This is a genomic window from Salibaculum sp. (genome assembly GCF_035270045.1).
Classification (GTDB): Bacteria; Pseudomonadota; Alphaproteobacteria; order Rhodobacterales; family Rhodobacteraceae; genus Salibaculum.
Genome location: NZ_DATFIP010000019.1, coordinates 68,223 through 82,337, shown reverse-complemented (window position 1 = coordinate 82,337; position 14,115 = coordinate 68,223). Strand labels below are relative to the sequence as shown.

The 14,115-nt window shown below is 65.4% G+C and carries 15 protein-coding genes and 1 tRNA gene; 13 read left to right on the top strand and 3 right to left on the bottom strand.

The genetic code is table 11. From position 1 onward, the window contains the following. The first annotated feature begins 51 nt into the window (after positions 1 to 51). The 3 genes from VJ897_RS03285 (at position 52) to VJ897_RS03275 (ending at position 1,891) form a co-directional block, all read left to right on the top strand. A tRNA-Gly gene (locus VJ897_RS03285) sits at positions 52 to 126 on the top strand. A gap of 167 nt (positions 127 to 293) precedes the next feature. Next, a complete protein-coding gene (locus tag VJ897_RS03280) occupies positions 294 to 1,250 on the top strand; it encodes a hypothetical protein (RefSeq protein WP_324053224.1) in 957 nt (318 codons plus the stop codon). A gap of 119 nt (positions 1,251 to 1,369) precedes the next feature. Beyond that, on the top strand, positions 1,370 to 1,891 hold the full coding sequence (locus VJ897_RS03275) for a flavodoxin domain-containing protein (protein ID WP_324053223.1): 522 nt from the start codon (positions 1,370 to 1,372) through the stop codon (positions 1,889 to 1,891). A gap of 3 nt (positions 1,892 to 1,894) precedes the next feature. Here the strand turns inward: VJ897_RS03275 and VJ897_RS03270 are convergent, their stop codons facing one another. Both VJ897_RS03270 and VJ897_RS03265 read right to left on the bottom strand, forming a co-directional pair. Further along, complete coding sequence (locus VJ897_RS03270) at positions 1,895 to 2,482, bottom strand: GNAT family N-acetyltransferase (RefSeq protein ID WP_324053221.1); 588 nt, start codon at positions 2,480 to 2,482, stop codon at positions 1,895 to 1,897. Beyond that, the gene (locus tag VJ897_RS03265; protein WP_324053219.1) at positions 2,482 to 2,721 is read right to left on the bottom strand and encodes an Lrp/AsnC ligand binding domain-containing protein; all 240 of its coding nucleotides are present in this window, start codon (positions 2,719 to 2,721) and stop codon (positions 2,482 to 2,484) included. The genes VJ897_RS03270 and VJ897_RS03265 overlap by 1 nt, the downstream gene beginning before the upstream one ends. Here VJ897_RS03265 and VJ897_RS03260 point away from each other — a divergent pair. The 10 genes from VJ897_RS03260 to mnhG all read left to right on the top strand — a co-directional run bounded on the left by VJ897_RS03260 (position 2,720) and on the right by mnhG (position 11,134). Beyond that, positions 2,720 to 3,736, top strand: a complete 1,017-nt coding sequence (locus VJ897_RS03260) for a hypothetical protein (protein WP_324053217.1) — start codon at positions 2,720 to 2,722, stop codon at positions 3,734 to 3,736. The two genes, VJ897_RS03265 and VJ897_RS03260, sit on opposite strands and share 2 nt — an antisense overlap. Positions 3,737 to 3,822: 86 nt before the next feature. Continuing rightward, on the top strand, positions 3,823 to 4,410 hold the full coding sequence (hisB, locus tag VJ897_RS03255; RefSeq protein WP_324053215.1) for an imidazoleglycerol-phosphate dehydratase HisB: 588 nt from the start codon (positions 3,823 to 3,825) through the stop codon (positions 4,408 to 4,410). Continuing rightward, a complete protein-coding gene (hisH, locus tag VJ897_RS03250) occupies positions 4,407 to 5,045 on the top strand; it encodes an imidazole glycerol phosphate synthase subunit HisH (protein ID WP_324053213.1) in 639 nt (212 codons plus the stop codon). Before hisB ends, hisH begins: the two co-directional genes overlap by 4 nt. 414 nt (positions 5,046 to 5,459) lie before the next feature. Further along, a complete protein-coding gene (gene mbhE / locus VJ897_RS03245) occupies positions 5,460 to 7,733 on the top strand; it encodes a hydrogen gas-evolving membrane-bound hydrogenase subunit E (RefSeq protein ID WP_324053211.1) in 2,274 nt (757 codons plus the stop codon). Continuing rightward, the gene (locus VJ897_RS03240; protein WP_324053209.1) at positions 7,730 to 8,149 is read left to right on the top strand and encodes a Na+/H+ antiporter subunit B; all 420 of its coding nucleotides are present in this window, start codon (positions 7,730 to 7,732) and stop codon (positions 8,147 to 8,149) included. The genes mbhE and VJ897_RS03240 overlap by 4 nt, the downstream gene beginning before the upstream one ends. Before the next feature lies 1 nt (position 8,150). Next, entirely contained in the window at positions 8,151 to 8,516 is a 366-nt protein-coding gene (locus VJ897_RS03235) for a Na+/H+ antiporter subunit C (protein ID WP_324053207.1), read from the top strand. Then, on the top strand, positions 8,513 to 10,012 hold the full coding sequence (locus VJ897_RS03230; protein ID WP_324053205.1) for a Na+/H+ antiporter subunit D: 1,500 nt from the start codon (positions 8,513 to 8,515) through the stop codon (positions 10,010 to 10,012). The genes VJ897_RS03235 and VJ897_RS03230 overlap by 4 nt, the downstream gene beginning before the upstream one ends. Then, on the top strand, positions 10,009 to 10,497 hold the full coding sequence (locus tag VJ897_RS03225; protein WP_324053203.1) for a Na+/H+ antiporter subunit E: 489 nt from the start codon (positions 10,009 to 10,011) through the stop codon (positions 10,495 to 10,497). Before VJ897_RS03230 ends, VJ897_RS03225 begins: the two co-directional genes overlap by 4 nt. After that, positions 10,494 to 10,784 carry a cation:proton antiporter gene (locus VJ897_RS03220; RefSeq protein ID WP_324053201.1) on the top strand — a complete coding sequence of 97 codons (291 nt, stop codon included), beginning with the start codon at positions 10,494 to 10,496 and terminating at the stop codon, positions 10,782 to 10,784. The genes VJ897_RS03225 and VJ897_RS03220 overlap by 4 nt, the downstream gene beginning before the upstream one ends. Then, entirely contained in the window at positions 10,784 to 11,134 is a 351-nt protein-coding gene (gene mnhG / locus VJ897_RS03215) for a monovalent cation/H(+) antiporter subunit G (RefSeq protein ID WP_324053199.1), read from the top strand. The genes VJ897_RS03220 and mnhG overlap by 1 nt, the downstream gene beginning before the upstream one ends. A 127-nt stretch (positions 11,135 to 11,261) precedes the next feature. On the opposite strand, the gene gcvP is transcribed toward mnhG, so the two are convergent. Next, the gene (gcvP, locus tag VJ897_RS03210) at positions 11,262 to 14,111 is read right to left on the bottom strand and encodes an aminomethyl-transferring glycine dehydrogenase (RefSeq protein WP_324053197.1); all 2,850 of its coding nucleotides are present in this window, start codon (positions 14,109 to 14,111) and stop codon (positions 11,262 to 11,264) included. Positions 14,112 to 14,115 lie beyond the last annotated feature (4 nt).

Sequence of the window (14,115 nt, the reverse complement as noted above, 5' to 3'; positions counted from 1 at the left end):
CCGCTTGCAGCCCAGCGCCAGTTTTCCTAAATCACGCCCTACCGAACGGACGCGGGTGTAGCTCAGGGGTAGAGCATTACCTTGCCAAGGTAAGGGTCGTGAGTTCGAATCTCATCACCCGCTCCAATCGGTTTTCCCGACACCTATGTGTTACGGCGCCCGCCGTGATCGGCCCAAGGGCAATGGCGCGAGTTGATTCCGGGCTTGTCGCCGAGCCTCCGGCGCGTCATGCTGTCGCAGCATCCTCGCTTCAGGGAGCCTGACAGATGTGGGATTTTTCAATGAGACGCGCCATGGGTATCATGCGCGCAACGGCGCCATTCCTGGTGTTCCGCATGACGGTCTATTTCGGCATCGCGCTGGCCTACGTACTGGTCACGGGCACCGGCGCCGGGATCGGCTGGGGCATCGGCAATTTCGGCGACGAGGAGTTCCGCGCCGGATCGACATTCTACGGCGGGATCGCCGGCTTCGGCCTGACCGCAGGGGTGATCTATTTCCTGCGCGAATACTTGCTTTACGTGGTCAAGGCCGGTCATATCGCGGTCATGGTCGAGATGCTCGACGGGCGCGACCTGCCCCGGGGCAAGGGTCAGATCGCCTACGCGAAAGGCATCGTGACCGAGCGCTTCGGCGAAGCCTCCGTCCTTTTCGCGGTGGACCAGCTGGTCAAGGGCGTGATCCGGGCGATCACGGGGCTGGTTCAGGGTCTGATGAATTTCCTGCCGGTTCCCGGTCTGGATCGTATCATGGGCGTGGTGCGTGCCTACCTGCGCCTGGCTGTCGGGCTGGTCGACGAGGTCATCCTGGCCCACGGCATCCGCACCCGGGCCGACAACCCCTGGGACAGCGCGCGCGAGGCACTGGTTCTTTATGGCCAGAACGGCGGGCCGATGCTGCGCAACGCGGCCTGGCTGACACTTTTCACCTACGGGCTGTCGATCCTTGTGTTCCTGGCGATGCTGGCTCCGGCGGCACTGGTCGTCTACCTGATCCCGGGCGCATGGTCGGCGGGCGGGCTGGTTTTCGCGATTGTCTTTGCCTGGGCGGTCAAGGTCGCGCTGATCGAACCCTTTGCCATCGCTTGTCTTTTGCAGGCCTTCTTCAAGATCACCGACGGCCAGGCGCCCAACCCCGAATGGGAAGCCAGGCTCGACGGGGCGTCGCGCAAGTTCGCCCGGATCAAGGACCGTGCCATGGATTGGGCCACCGACGGGCGGACCGCGCCCGGACCGGCGCCCGGGGCCTGAGCGGCAAGACCGCGCAACCTCCGACGCAGCGCTTGTCGGGCGCCTGCCCGGCGGGCTAGGCTAACAACGGGGCGAGAAACATTCTGCCGCCCCGGCAACAACTGACGATGAGGTCCGCCATGACCGTTCCCATCCTCTTCCAATCCCTCGAGGGGCAGACCCGCAAGATCGCCGATTTCGCCGCCGACCAGGTGCGCGAGGCCGGTAAGACGCCGCGCCTGATCGACATGTCGGATCCGATGGTCGAGGTCCCGCTGGACGATGCCGAGAAGGTGATCCTGGCCGCCCCTGTCCATGAACGCCGGCATCCGCAGGAGTTCGAGCTTTTCCTCACCGCCAGCAAGAGCGACCTGGAACGCTGCAAGACGCTGTTGCTGTCGGTCAGTATGAACGCCGCCTTCCCCGAGGGCCGGGCCGAGGCGCAGGACTACCTCACCGAGATGCAGATGCGCACCGGGTTCACCCCCGATGCCAGTGCACTGGTGGCCGGGGCCGTGCAGACGCCGAAATACGACTATTTCGCAACGCAGGTGATCCAGCACGTGGTCCTGAAAGGCAAGGATTTCGACGCCGAGGCGGCGGAACACGAGTTCACCGACTGGGACGCGCTGCGCAGCACGCTGAGCGCTTTCCTCGCCTGAGGGCTAGAGGATCGGCACCTGTGGCGCGGCGTCGCGCGGCAACTGCCCGGTCAGGCGCGGATCGTCGGCGATCTCGACCTGGCGGCAATAGGGTGTGAAGCCCGAACGGACATAGAACGCCAGCGCAGCGGGGCTGTCCAGGGTGCAGGTATGGACATGAAACCGGGTGATCGGCGCGGCCCAGGCCCGGGCCAGCGCCTGTTCCATCAGCCAGCGTCCGGCCCCCTGCCCTTGCAGCTGCGCGGCCAGTCCGAAATAGGCCAGTTCGCACTCACCCGGCGTGCGGAAGTCCAGTTCCAGCAGCCCCAGATCGCGCTCGCCCTGCCGCAGCGAAAAGACCTGCACCTCCGGATCATGCAGAATGGCCGCCAGGGCCGCGTCGTCCATCCCCAGCCGCGAGAACCAAAGCCAATCGCGCCCCACCCGCGTGAAAAGCGCGCGATACCAGACCGGGTCGGCGCGGTCGTGGGCCACCAGTTCGGCCGTGATCGGCGGGACGGGCCGCGGCGCGGGCCGTTGATACATCTGCAAATGCGTCACCACGGCGGCCAACTTGCCCGGTGGAACGTCCGAATGCCCGTCTGGCAGCATCAGAACGCCTTGAAGGTCAGGGTCGTGAGGCTGCGCTCGATCCCGTCGATGTCGAGCAGGTTTTCATTGATGTAGCGGCCCACGTCGGCGGCTTCGGGGACGTAGAGCTTCATCAGCAGGTCCCATTCGCCCGAGGTCGAGTAGAGCTCGGAATGGATTTCCTTGAGCGCGATGGCATCGGCCACCCGATAGGTCGTGCCGGGGCGACAGCGAATCTGAACGAAGACACAGGTTTTCATGGCGCGGGTCCTTGCGGTTTCGGCGCAGGCTGGCACGGGCGCGCGCCAAGGGCAATGCGATGTCGCCGCACGGTCACGCCCTCGCACGGGCCGCATGGAACGCGGCCGCGCGGCGCTGGCCCGCGGATTCGAAAGGCGCTACAAGGGGTCGAAACGCGCGGTGCGCAACAGGCAGGAGCGGCAAATGACCAAGGCCATGTTCGTGATGTCCACCGGGCGCTGCGCGACGCAGTACCTGGCCCATTCCCTTCGCGACCGTGCCGAGGATGTCGTGGTCGAGCACGAGCCCATCGGAGCGCGCTATCGCCCGCGCCTGGGCTATCGCAAACCCAACAAGCTGCACGAAACGCTGGGCCGCAACCTTCATATCCAGCGCAAGTTCTTCGAGATCGAGGATCATCTTGCGGCCGGACGGCGCTATGTCGATGTGGGCTGGCCCACCTTCGCCTGGCTGGACTACCTCGAGTCTCGTTTCGGCGACCGGTTCGAGTTCATTCACCTGGTACGCAACCCCTTCCACGTCGCGGCCTCCACCCTGACGCACGGGGCCTTTGCCGGGCGCGAGGACATGCGAACGCGCACCTGCTTCATCCGCGGCACCGACCGCAACGTCAGACACGCAGAGTTCGCCCAAGCCTATGACGGGTTCACCCCATACGAAAAGGCCCTTTACAGTTGGCTCGAGATCAACGCCCATGTCCAGGACGCCCATGACAAGCCCGGCTTTCGCGGATTGTATCGATTCGAGGATCTGTTCTCGGGCAACGGCGGGGCGCTGGACACCATCGCGACCACGATCATGGGCCGCCCCGTCATGGGGCTCACCTCCGAACCCTACGACAAGTACAGCCGGCGGCTCAAGGCGGGGATCGAACTGAAGAACGAGGATCTCCATCGCACGGTGGTCGATCGCGCGGTGGCCCTTGGCTATGACCGGGGCGAGATGGAAAGCTCTCTCGACGTACCGGAACTGGAAGCCCTCTACATGGCCCAGCGCGTCGCCAAGACCACCTGAGGCACCGCCCGTTCCGCTGCCCGCTTGGCGAAGACTGCCGCGGGCCCTATAAGCGCCGAAACCCGAGCCGGAAAAGGATCGCCCCGATGCGCAAGGCCACGATCAGCCGCAAGACCGCCGAGACCGAGATCACCGTCGAGATCGACCTCGACGGGAGCGGGCAGTATGACAACCGGACCGGCGTGGGGTTCTTCGACCACATGCTCGACCAGCTGTCGCGCCATTCGCTGATCGACATGACCCTGCACGCCGCGGGCGACCTGCATATCGACGCCCATCACACGGTCGAGGATTGCGGCATCGCCCTGGGCCAGGCGCTGCTTCAGGCGCTGGGCGACAAGCGCGGAATCACGCGCTATGGGGAATGCCACCTCGCCATGGACGATGCACAGGTGCGCTGCGCGCTGGACCTGTCGGGCCGGCCCTACCTGGTCTGCAACCTCGACCTGCCCACGGACAGGATCGGCGCCTTCGACACCGAACTGGTGCGCGAATTCCTCCAGGCGCTGGCGACCCATGGCGGCATCACGCTGCACGTCGACCGTCTGCACGGCTTCAACAGCCACCACATCGCCGAGGCCGCCTTCAAGGCGGTGGCCCGGGCCCTGCGTCAGGCCGTGGAACCCGACCCGCGCAAGGGCGATGCCATTCCATCGACCAAGGGCGCGCTGTGACCACCGTTCTGATCGACTATGACAGCGGCAACCTGCACTCGGCGCAGAAGGCCTTCGAGCGGATGGCCCACGAGGTCGATGCGGGCGACGTGATCGTCACCTCGGACCCGGACGCGGTGCGCCGGGCCGACCGCGTGGTCCTGCCTGGCGACGGGGCCTTTCCCCATTGCCGCGACCAGTTGTTCGGCCTGTCGGGCATGGCCGAGGCCGTGACCGAGGCGGTCGAGAGCCGGGCCGTGCCCTTCCTGGGTATCTGTGTCGGGATGCAGATGCTCGCCAGCCTGGGCCATGAATACGAGGAAACCCCGGGCTTCGGCTGGATCCCTGGAGAGATTTGCCGGATCACCCCGGACGATCCCACCCTGCCGGTGCCGCACATGGGTTGGAATGACCTTGTCGTGGACCGCAAGCATCCCGTGCTGGAGGGGCTCGAGAACGGAGACCATGCCTATTTCGTCCACAGCTGGGCGATGCGGGTCGCCGACCCCGCCCACCTGGTCGCGCATGTGGACTACGGCGGGGCCGTCACCGCGGTCGTCGGGCGCGACACGATCGTCGGCACACAGTTCCACCCCGAAAAGAGCCAGGCCACCGGCCTGCGCCTGATCGCCAATTTCCTGTCATGGCGCCCATAGCGCCAAATGGACCTGCGGTGTCAGCTGCGACAAGATTTCATGACGATTTCTGTCGGCATTCAATTGCATCTCATTCGCATTTGACGCATATCTCGGTCACCGTGATGGACAAAAAGGGGCAGAGCGGCCGATGCGTGATGGAAATATCTTTCTGCTCATGATGACCGTCTTGCCTTTTGTCCACGCCCTGTGCCCCGGCCTCTTGACACGGTCAGGGCGCATGGCCGACGCCATTTTCATGGCCCCTTCCAAGGCCGTTAACCGGACCGCGCCTGCGGCTCGGTCGCGCGCGACCGAGCGCGGCTGCACGTGGTGCGGAACCCTTGATCTTCGGATCCCCTGAGGACGGAAAAGCCCTCGGAGGCAATGAACCGAACGGCCCAGACGCGGGCCGGAACACGAGGAGGAACATGAATGGGCGCCGATACCGGCAGCACCGCGGGGAACGGATGGGTCGGCATCCTGCCCACCATCGCCTCGGCCGCGATCTTCGCCTGGTTCCTTGGGTTCATCCCCGCCGTGGCCGACGGCCAGACGCCGGGGTGGATTCTGGACTGGGTCCCGTCGCTGGGCATATCCGTGGCCTTTCTCGTGGACGGGCTGGCCCTGACCTTCGCCCTGCTGATCTCGGGGATCGGTACCCTGGTGTTCCTCTATGCGAACAGTTACCTGGCCGGGCATCCCCAGTTCGCCCGCTTCGCACTGTTCCTGTTCAGCTTCATGCTGGCGATGCTGGGGCTGGTGCTGGCCGATGATCTGATCGCGCTCTTCGTCTTCTGGGAACTGACGACGATAACCTCCTACCTGCTGATCGGTTTCGGCCACGAGACCGAGAAGGGGCGGCGCTCGGCCTTGCAGGCGCTTTTCGTGACCGGCTTCGGCGCTCTGGCGATGCTGGCGGGCTTCATCCTGCTGGGCAATGCCGCGGGCACATTCCGCATATCGGAAATCATCCCGCAGGCCGGGGCCATCGTCGCCCACCCGCACTACCTGGCAATCCTGATCCTGGTCCTTCTGGGCGCCCTGACCAAATCGGCGCAGTTTCCCTTTCATTTCTGGTTGCCGAATGCCATGGCCGCGCCCACGCCGGTCTCGGCCTTCCTGCACTCGGCCACCATGGTCAAGGCCGGGGTCTACCTCATGGCACGGTTGCACCCGGCCCTGTCGGGCACCGAGGTCTGGATCTGGACGCTGACCGTTCTGGGCGCGATCACTGCGGTGCTGGCAAGCCTGCTTGCAATGCGCCAGACCGACCTCAAGCAGGCGCTGGCCTATACCACGCTGATGGCGCTGGGCACGTTGACGATGTTCCTGGGCCAGGATTCGGCCTACGCCATGACCGCCTTCGCGACCTTTCTGGTCGTACATTCGCTCTACAAGGCGGCCCTGTTCCTGGTCGTCGGCTGCATAGACCACGAAACCGGGACCAGAGAGGTGGAGATCCTGGGCGGGCTCGCCCGGCTGATGCCCGTCACCGCGCTTGCGGCGGCGCTGGCTGCGGCCTCGATGGCCGGTCTGCCCCCCTTCATCGGGTATATCGGCAAGGAACTGATCTACGCCGGCTCGATCGCGGCGGTGCCCTCGTCCGTACTGGTGACGGGGGCGGCGCTGGCCGCGAACGCCCTGATGGTCGGTGTCGCGGGCGTGGTGGCCATCGGGCCGTTCTGGCGGCGCGCCGGTGGCACGATGCCCAAGACCCCGCACGAGGCCCCCTGGCCGATGCTGGCAGGCCCGGTCATCCTCGCGGTGGCGGGCACGGCCTTCGGGATCTTCCCCGCTCTGCTGCAAGGCACGTTGATCGACCCGACGGCCGGGGTGCTCATCGGCGATTTCGACAAGGTCAAGGAACTCAAGCTCTGGGCCGGTGTGAACCTGCCGCTCTACCTGTCGCTGGCGACCTTCGCGCTGGGCTTCCTGCTCTACGGCTTTGCGGGCCGTGTGCGTGCGGGCCTCGCCGCGGCCGACCGGGCCACACCCACCGCCGACCCGATCTGGGATGACTTCCTGAAGGGACTGAAGGGCCTCGCCGCCTGGCAAACCCGCGCCATCCAGACCGGGGTGTTGCGGCAATACATGTTCGTCACCTTCGCCACCGTCTTCGTGACATTGGCCGTGACGATGGTGGTCCGAGACGCCGGGCTGGCCCTGCCCGCTTTCGATACCGCGGAACCTCTGGGGATCGCGCTGGTCGCGCTCATCATGCTGGGCGCGGGCCTGGCGGCCATCACGGCAGACCGGATCACCGCCATGGCCGCCCTTGGTGTGTCCGGCATCGGCGTGGCCATGGTCTTCATCGTCTTCTCGGCGCCGGATGTGGCAATCACGCAGCTCATGGTCGAGACCCTCGTGGTCGTCCTCGTCGCCGTGGCGCTGCTGCGGCTGCCCCGCCTTGAAAGCGCGCGGCAGGACTTTCGCCCCTGGGATGCGCTTCTGGCCGTCGGGGTGGGTGCCGTCGTGACGGTTATCCTGTTGGCGGTGGTCGCCGTCCCGCTCGACCGGCGGCTGAGCGACTATTTCGAGGCCACCGCCTGGCCCGAGGCCTTCGGGCGCAACATCGTCAACGTGATCCTCGTGGATTTCCGCGCCCTCGACACCTTCGGCGAAATCGCGGTCGTGGTGATCGCGGCGCTGGCAGCCTATGCCCTGCTGCGCACCACGCGAGCAGACGACACGGAGGACAGCAAATGAACTCGGTCATCCTGCGCGCCGGGACGCGTTACCTCGCCGGTCTGCTGCTGGTCTTCTCCATCTACATGTTGCTGCGCGGACACAACGAGCCGGGCGGCGGTTTCATCGGCGGGCTGATCGGGGCAACGGGCTTCGTGCTCTTCGCCATTGCCTGCGGCACCGAGGACGCACGGCGATCCCTGCGGGTCGAGCCACAGGCCATCGCCGCCGTCGGGCTGGGTATCGCCCTCCTCGCCGGGCTGGCCGCGGCCCTTTTCGGCGATGACCTCTTCACCGGCCAGTGGCTGTTCATCAACGCCACCGAAACCGAGAAGGGCCTGCCGCTCTCGACGGTGCTGGTCTTCGACATCGGGGTCTACATGGTTGTGCTCGGGTCGATCCTCACGCTGGTCTTTGCCATGGAAGAGGAGATCTGAGTTGGAAGCCCTGCTTGCCATTGCCATAGGCGTGCTCGTCACCTGCTCGGTCTACCTGATGCTGGCGCGCAACGTCCTGCGCTTCATCTTCGGACTGGTCCTGATCTCGAACGCGGCGAACCTGACGATCTTTACCGCCGGGCGCCTGACGCTGGGCAGCCCCCCGCTTATCCCGGAGGGGGCCGAGGCACCGGCCGCCGAGGTGGCCAATGCACTGCCCCAGGCACTTGTCCTGACGGCCATCGTGATCGGCTTCGGGCTTTTCGCCTTCGCGCTGGTCCTGGTGTTCCGGGCCTACACCTCGCTCGGCACGCTCCATACAGACGACATGCGCGTCGCGGAACCGCGGGAGACGGACAAGGCATGAGCTGGTATCTCGCGACACCCCTTGCGCTGCCTTTCCTGACGGCGGTGCTGGCCTTCCTCTGGCGCAAGCGTGCGGCAGGTCGTTGGATTTCCCTTCTCGGCAATGCGTTCTTGCTGGGTGCTGCCGGCCTTCTGATGGTCGAGGTTCTGCGCGAAGGCGTGATCGCGGGGCAGATGGGCGGCTGGCGCGCGCCGTTCGGCATCACGCTCGTCGCTGACTACCTGGGCGCGGTCATGGTCGTCATCACGGCAATCACGGCGTTCGCCACGGCGCTTTATGCCATGGGCGACATCGACGAGGCGAAAGAACGCCTGGGCTACCATGCGCTGTTCAACCTGCTGATCGCGGGCGTCACGGGGGCCTTCCTGACCGGGGACCTCTTCAACCTCTACGTCTGGTTCGAGGTCATGCTGATCTCGAGCTTCGGCCTGCTGGTGCTGGGTGGGTCGCGCGCGCAGATCGACGGCGGCGTGAAATACGTGACGCTGAACCTCGTCTCGACAATCCTGTTTCTTGCCGGGATCGGCCTTTTGTATGGCATGACCGGCACGCTGAACATGGCCGACCTCGCGCTCCGCGTGCCGCAGGTCGAGAACCAGGGCATGGTCACCGTCATCGCGATGCTGTTCATGATCGCGTTCGGGGTGAAGGCGGCCGTGTTTCCGTTGTTCTTCTGGCTGCCTGCCGCCTACCACACACCGGCCTTCTCGGTCTCGGCGGTCTTTGCCGGGCTATTGACCAAGGTCGGGGTCTACGCGCTGATCCGCATGTTCACGCTGGTGTTCACCGGCGACACCGGCTTCACGCACGAGATCCTGCTTTGGGTCGCGGGCTTTACCATGGTGACCGGAGTGCTGGGCGCGGCGGCCCAGAACGAAATCCGCAAGATCCTGTCGTTCCACATCGTCAGCCAGATCGGGTACATGATCCTCGGTCTCGCGCTTTACACGCCGCTGGGGATCGTGGGCGCCGTGTTCTACCTCGTCCACCACATCATCGTGAAGGCAAACCTGTTCCTGATCGGCGGCGTCGTGCACCGCGCGACCGGGTCCACGGACCTGGCCCGCATCGGCGGACTTTACAAGGCGGCGCCCCTGCTTGGCGTCCTGTTCCTGATCCCCGCCTTCTCTCTTGCCGGCTTCCCACCCCTGTCGGGCTTCTGGGCGAAATACGTGATCGTCGCTGCGGCCCTCGAGGATCAGGGCTGGGTGATCGCCGGCGTCGCACTTGCCGTCGGCCTGCTGACGATCTACTCGATGACCAAGATCTGGGCCGAGGCCTTCTGGAAGAAGCACCCCGCGGGTTATGAACCGGAACTGAACCGCGTTTCGGCCGCGCCCCGGCGCTGGATGCTTGCACCCATCGCAGGGCTGGCGACGCTGACCATGATCATCGGCCTTTTTCCCGAGCCCTTCGTGGTCTTTGCAGAGACCTCGGCGCAACAACTGCTTGAGCCTGCCGGCTATATCACCGCGGTGCTGGGAGACGCGCCATGAACACCCTTGCCGTGAACCTGCTTCTCGCCGTTCTCTGGAGCGCCTTCTTCGGGAACTTCGGGCTCCTGGTCCTGGGCTCGGGATTTGTGCTGGCCTACCTGGTGATGTGGCTGCTGCAACCGCTGACCGGCGGTCCGTCACCCTATTTCGCCCGCGTTTTCTACTGGATCAAGCTGGCGATCTTGTTCCTCTATGAACTCGTGGTCTCGAGCCTCCAGGTTCTGTGGGACATCGTCACACCGGGCTACAATGCCCGGCCCGCGATCATCGAGGTGCCTCTGGACGTGAAATCCGATGCCGGCATACTTCTGGTGACAAATCTGATCTCGCTGACCCCCGGAACCTTGTCGCTGGACGTCAGCGAGGACCGCAAGACACTGAGCATCCACGCCATGTTCGCGGACGACCCCGCGGCTGTCTGCCAAACGATCAAGTCCGGCATGGAGAAATGGGTGATCGACGCCGTTGAAGGGAGGCGCGCATGACAGTCCTTACCATGGCCGTGAATGCGGGCTTCCTTCTGGTCTTCCTGGCGGTGGCACTGGGGTTCATCCGGCTGGTGCGGGGTCCAACGATGCCGGATCGCGTGGTGGCGCTGGACATGATGACAGTGGCGATCGTGTCCTTCTGCGGGCTGATGGCCGTGCGCTCGGAGGTTCAGGCGTTTCTGGACGTTGCCCTCGCGCTGGCACTGGTCGGCTTTCTTGCCACCGTGGCGCTGGCCCGGTTCGCCGAGCGTCGTCGAAGTCGCGGCCAGGAAGGAGACGGTTGATGATGGATCTTTTGGCGGCAGGGCTCCTGCTGGTGGGCGGCGCGCTGATCCTCGTGGCGGGAATCGGTATCCTGCGCATGCCCGATGTCTTCATCCGCATGCATGCCTCGACCAAGGTCGGGACGCTGGGGTCGGGTCTGATCATGGCCGGGGCCGCGGTCCATTTCGGGGCGCCAACCGTTATCTTCAAGGCCGTGCTGATCGTGCTGTTCCTGTTGCTGACGGCACCGATTGGCGCGCACATGATCAGCCGCGCGGCCTTGCGGATCGGCGTCGAGCCGTGGGGCGTGGACACGGCGGACAAGGACCCGGCAAGCCAAATCACGGACCAGGACAAGACAGGCGTATAGGGCGGGCCCCTATAGAGCAACGACACGCCGCCGCGTAACCGGAACTCGCGGACGCATTCGACGTCAGGACGCGTGAAAAGTGGAACCGCGCCACGCGGTGGCGCGGTTCAATATCTGGGCGGGCCCCCTACTCTGCCGCGTCCCTGTAAGCCTCCAGCGGCGGGCAGGTGCAGATGAGGTTTCGGTCGCCGTAGACATTGTCGACCCGGCCCACCGGGGCCCAGTACTTGTCCACCTTGAAGCTGCCTGCCGGAAAGCAGGCGGCCTGCCGCGAGTAGGGCCGGTCCCAGTCGTCCTTGACCATGTCCTGCATGGTGTGGGGCGCGTGTTTCAACGGGTTGTTGTCCTGCGGCCAATCGCCTTTTTCGACCTTCCGGATTTCCTCGCGGATGCCCAGCATGGCGTCGCAAAAGCGGTCTAGCTCGGCCTTGTTCTCGCTCTCGGTGGGTTCCACCATCAGCGTTCCGGCCACCGGCCAGGACATGGTCGGCGCGTGAAACCCGCAATCCATCAGCCGCTTGGCAATGTCATCGACTGTCACGCCCGCCTCGGCAAAGGCGCGGGTGTCGATGATGCATTCATGCGCGACATGGCCGTTGTCGCCGGAAAAGAGCACCTTGTAGGCCCCTTCCAGCCGCTTGGCGATGTAGTTGGCGTTGAGGATCGCCACGCGGCTTGCCTGGGTCAGTCCCTCGCCCCCCATCATCAGCACGTAGGCCCAGGAGATCGGCAGGATGGACGGCGACCCATAGGGCGCCGCGGCCACCGGCCCCTGCTCGCCCCCAAGGGCCGGATGCCCGGGCAGGTGCGGCGCCAGCTGCGCCTTGACCCCGATCGGCCCCATGCCGGGGCCGCCGCCGCCATGCGGAATGCAAAAGGTCTTGTGCAGGTTGAGGTGACTGACATCCGCGCCGATCTCGCCCGGCTTGGACAGTCCCACCATGGCGTTCAGGTTGGCCCCGTCCAGGTAGACCTGGCCGCCGAACTCGTGCGTGATCTCGCAGACCTCTCGAACGGTATCCTCGAAGACGCCATGGGTGCTGGGATAGGTGATCATGCAGGCGGCCAGGCTATCGCCCGCGGCCTCGGCCTTGGCGCGGAAATCCTCCACGTCGATATCGCCGCGGTCGGTACAGTTCACCACGACCACGTCCATCCCGCACATGTGTGCGCTCGCCGGATTGGTGCCATGGGCGTTGACCGGGATCAGGCAGGTCTTGCGCTGGGTGTCACCGTTGGCCGCGTGATAGGCCATGATCGTCAGCAGGCCGGCGTATTCCCCCTGCGCGCCCGAATTGGGCTGCATCGACATCGCGTCATAGCCGGTGATGGTGCACAGCTTCTCGGAGAGATCCTCGATCAGTTCCGCGTAGCCCTGCCATTGATCGGCGGGAGCGAAGGGGTGGATCAGGCTGAACTCGCGCCAGCTGACCGGCATCATCTCGGCGGCCGAATTCAGCTTCATCGTGCAGGACCCCAGCGGGATCATGGCCCGGTCCAGTGCCAGGTCACGGTCGGACAGGCGCCGCATGTAGCGCATCATCTCCGTCTCGGCCCGGTTCATGTGGAACACCGGGTGCTCCATGTAGTCCGAGCGCCGGTGAAGCGTCTCGGGCACCCGGTATTCGGGCGTAAGGTCATCGTCCTCGCGGTCGATCCCGAAGGCGCGCCAGACCTTCTCGATCACGGGCCGCCGCGTCGCCTCGTCAAGCGAGATGCCGACCTGCGTTTCGCCGACGGCGCGCAGGTTGATCCCCTCGTCCACGGCGGATTCCATCACCGCTTTCTGCCGCGCTCCGACCTCGACGGTGATCGTATCGAAAAAGGCGCCGGGCTGAACCTCGAACCCGGCTTCTTCCAGGCCCCTGGCCAGGCGAACCGTCTTGCGGTGGATGCGCTGCGCAATGGCCTTGAGCCCCTCGGGGCCGTGAAACACCCCGTAGAAGGACGCCATGACGGCAAGCAGCGCCTGCGCGGTACAGACGTTGCTGGTGGCCTTCTCGCGGCGGATATGCTGCTCGCGCGTCTGCAGGGACAGCCGATAGGCCGTGTTGCCGTGGCTGTCGACGCTGACGCCGACGATCCGCCCCGGCATGTGGCGCTTGTAGGCCGTCTTGCAGGCGAAATAGGCTGCATGCGGCCCGCCCAGTCCCATCGGCACACCGAACCGCTGGGTGTTGCCCACCGCGATATCCGCGCCCATCGCGCCGGGTTCCTTCAACAGTGTCAGCGCCAGCAGGTCCGCGGCCACGATGCCGATCGCCTTCTCGGCATGCAGCGCCGAGATCTGCGGGGTGACATCGCGCAGACCGCCATGGGTGCCCGGATACTGGAAGATCGCCCCGAAGACCGCAGCGGCGTCCAGGTCCTCGGGCGCGCCGACGACCACCTCGATGCCCAACGGGGCGGCGCGGGTCTGCATGACGGCGATGTTCTGCGGGTGGCAGTTCGCGTCCACGAAGAACGCGCGCGCCTTTGATTTCGCAACCCGCTGCGCCATGACCATGGCCTCGGCGCAGGCCGTGGCCTCGTCCAGCAGCGAGGCATTGGCGATCTCAAGGCCCGTCAAGTCGGCGACCATGGTCTGGAAATTGAGCAGCGCCTCCAGGCGGCCCTGCGAAATCTCGGGCTGGTAGGGGGTATAGGCGGTATACCAGGCGGGGTTTTCCAGCACGTTGCGCTGGATCACCGGCGGCGTGACCGTGCCGTGATAGCCTTGGCCGATCAGGCTGGTCAGGACCTCGTTCTTCGCCGCCACCTGGCGCATGTGGTTGAGCAGTTTGCGCTCGGACATGGGCTTGCCGAAGTCCAGCGGCTCGGCCTGGCGGATCGCCTGCGGTACGGTCTCGTCGATCAACTGGTCGAGGCTGTCCACGCCGATCACCTTGAACATCTCGTCCATCTCGGCAGGCGAGGGCCCGATGTGGCGGCGGTTGGCAAAGTCATAGGGCAGATAGTCGGTCGGGGTGAAGGGCATCGAA

Excerpts from the sequence above, each read along its gene's own strand:
- VJ897_RS03280 (WP_324053224.1), top strand. The coding sequence starts at position 294 with ATGGGTATCATGCGCGCAACGGCGCCATTCCTGGTGTTCCGCATGACG.
- VJ897_RS03275 (WP_324053223.1), top strand. The coding sequence starts at position 1,370 with ATGACCGTTCCCATCCTCTTCCAATCCCTCGAGGGGCAGACCCGCAAG.
- VJ897_RS03270 (WP_324053221.1), bottom strand. The coding sequence starts at position 2,482 with ATGCTGCCAGACGGGCATTCGGACGTTCCACCGGGCAAGTTGGCCGCC.
- VJ897_RS03260 (WP_324053217.1), top strand. The coding sequence starts at position 2,720 with ATGGCGCGGGTCCTTGCGGTTTCGGCGCAGGCTGGCACGGGCGCGCGC.
- VJ897_RS03265 (WP_324053219.1), bottom strand. The coding sequence starts at position 2,721 with ATGAAAACCTGTGTCTTCGTTCAGATTCGCTGTCGCCCCGGCACGACC.
- hisB (WP_324053215.1), top strand. The coding sequence starts at position 3,823 with ATGCGCAAGGCCACGATCAGCCGCAAGACCGCCGAGACCGAGATCACC.
- mbhE (WP_324053211.1), top strand. The coding sequence starts at position 5,460 with ATGGGCGCCGATACCGGCAGCACCGCGGGGAACGGATGGGTCGGCATC.
- VJ897_RS03240 (WP_324053209.1), top strand. The coding sequence starts at position 7,730 with ATGAACTCGGTCATCCTGCGCGCCGGGACGCGTTACCTCGCCGGTCTG.
- VJ897_RS03230 (WP_324053205.1), top strand. The coding sequence starts at position 8,513 with ATGAGCTGGTATCTCGCGACACCCCTTGCGCTGCCTTTCCTGACGGCG.
- VJ897_RS03225 (WP_324053203.1), top strand. The coding sequence starts at position 10,009 with ATGAACACCCTTGCCGTGAACCTGCTTCTCGCCGTTCTCTGGAGCGCC.
- VJ897_RS03220 (WP_324053201.1), top strand. The coding sequence starts at position 10,494 with ATGACAGTCCTTACCATGGCCGTGAATGCGGGCTTCCTTCTGGTCTTC.
- mnhG (WP_324053199.1), top strand. The coding sequence starts at position 10,784 with ATGATGGATCTTTTGGCGGCAGGGCTCCTGCTGGTGGGCGGCGCGCTG.
- gcvP (WP_324053197.1), bottom strand. The coding sequence starts at position 14,111 with ATGCCCTTCACCCCGACCGACTATCTGCCCTATGACTTTGCCAACCGC.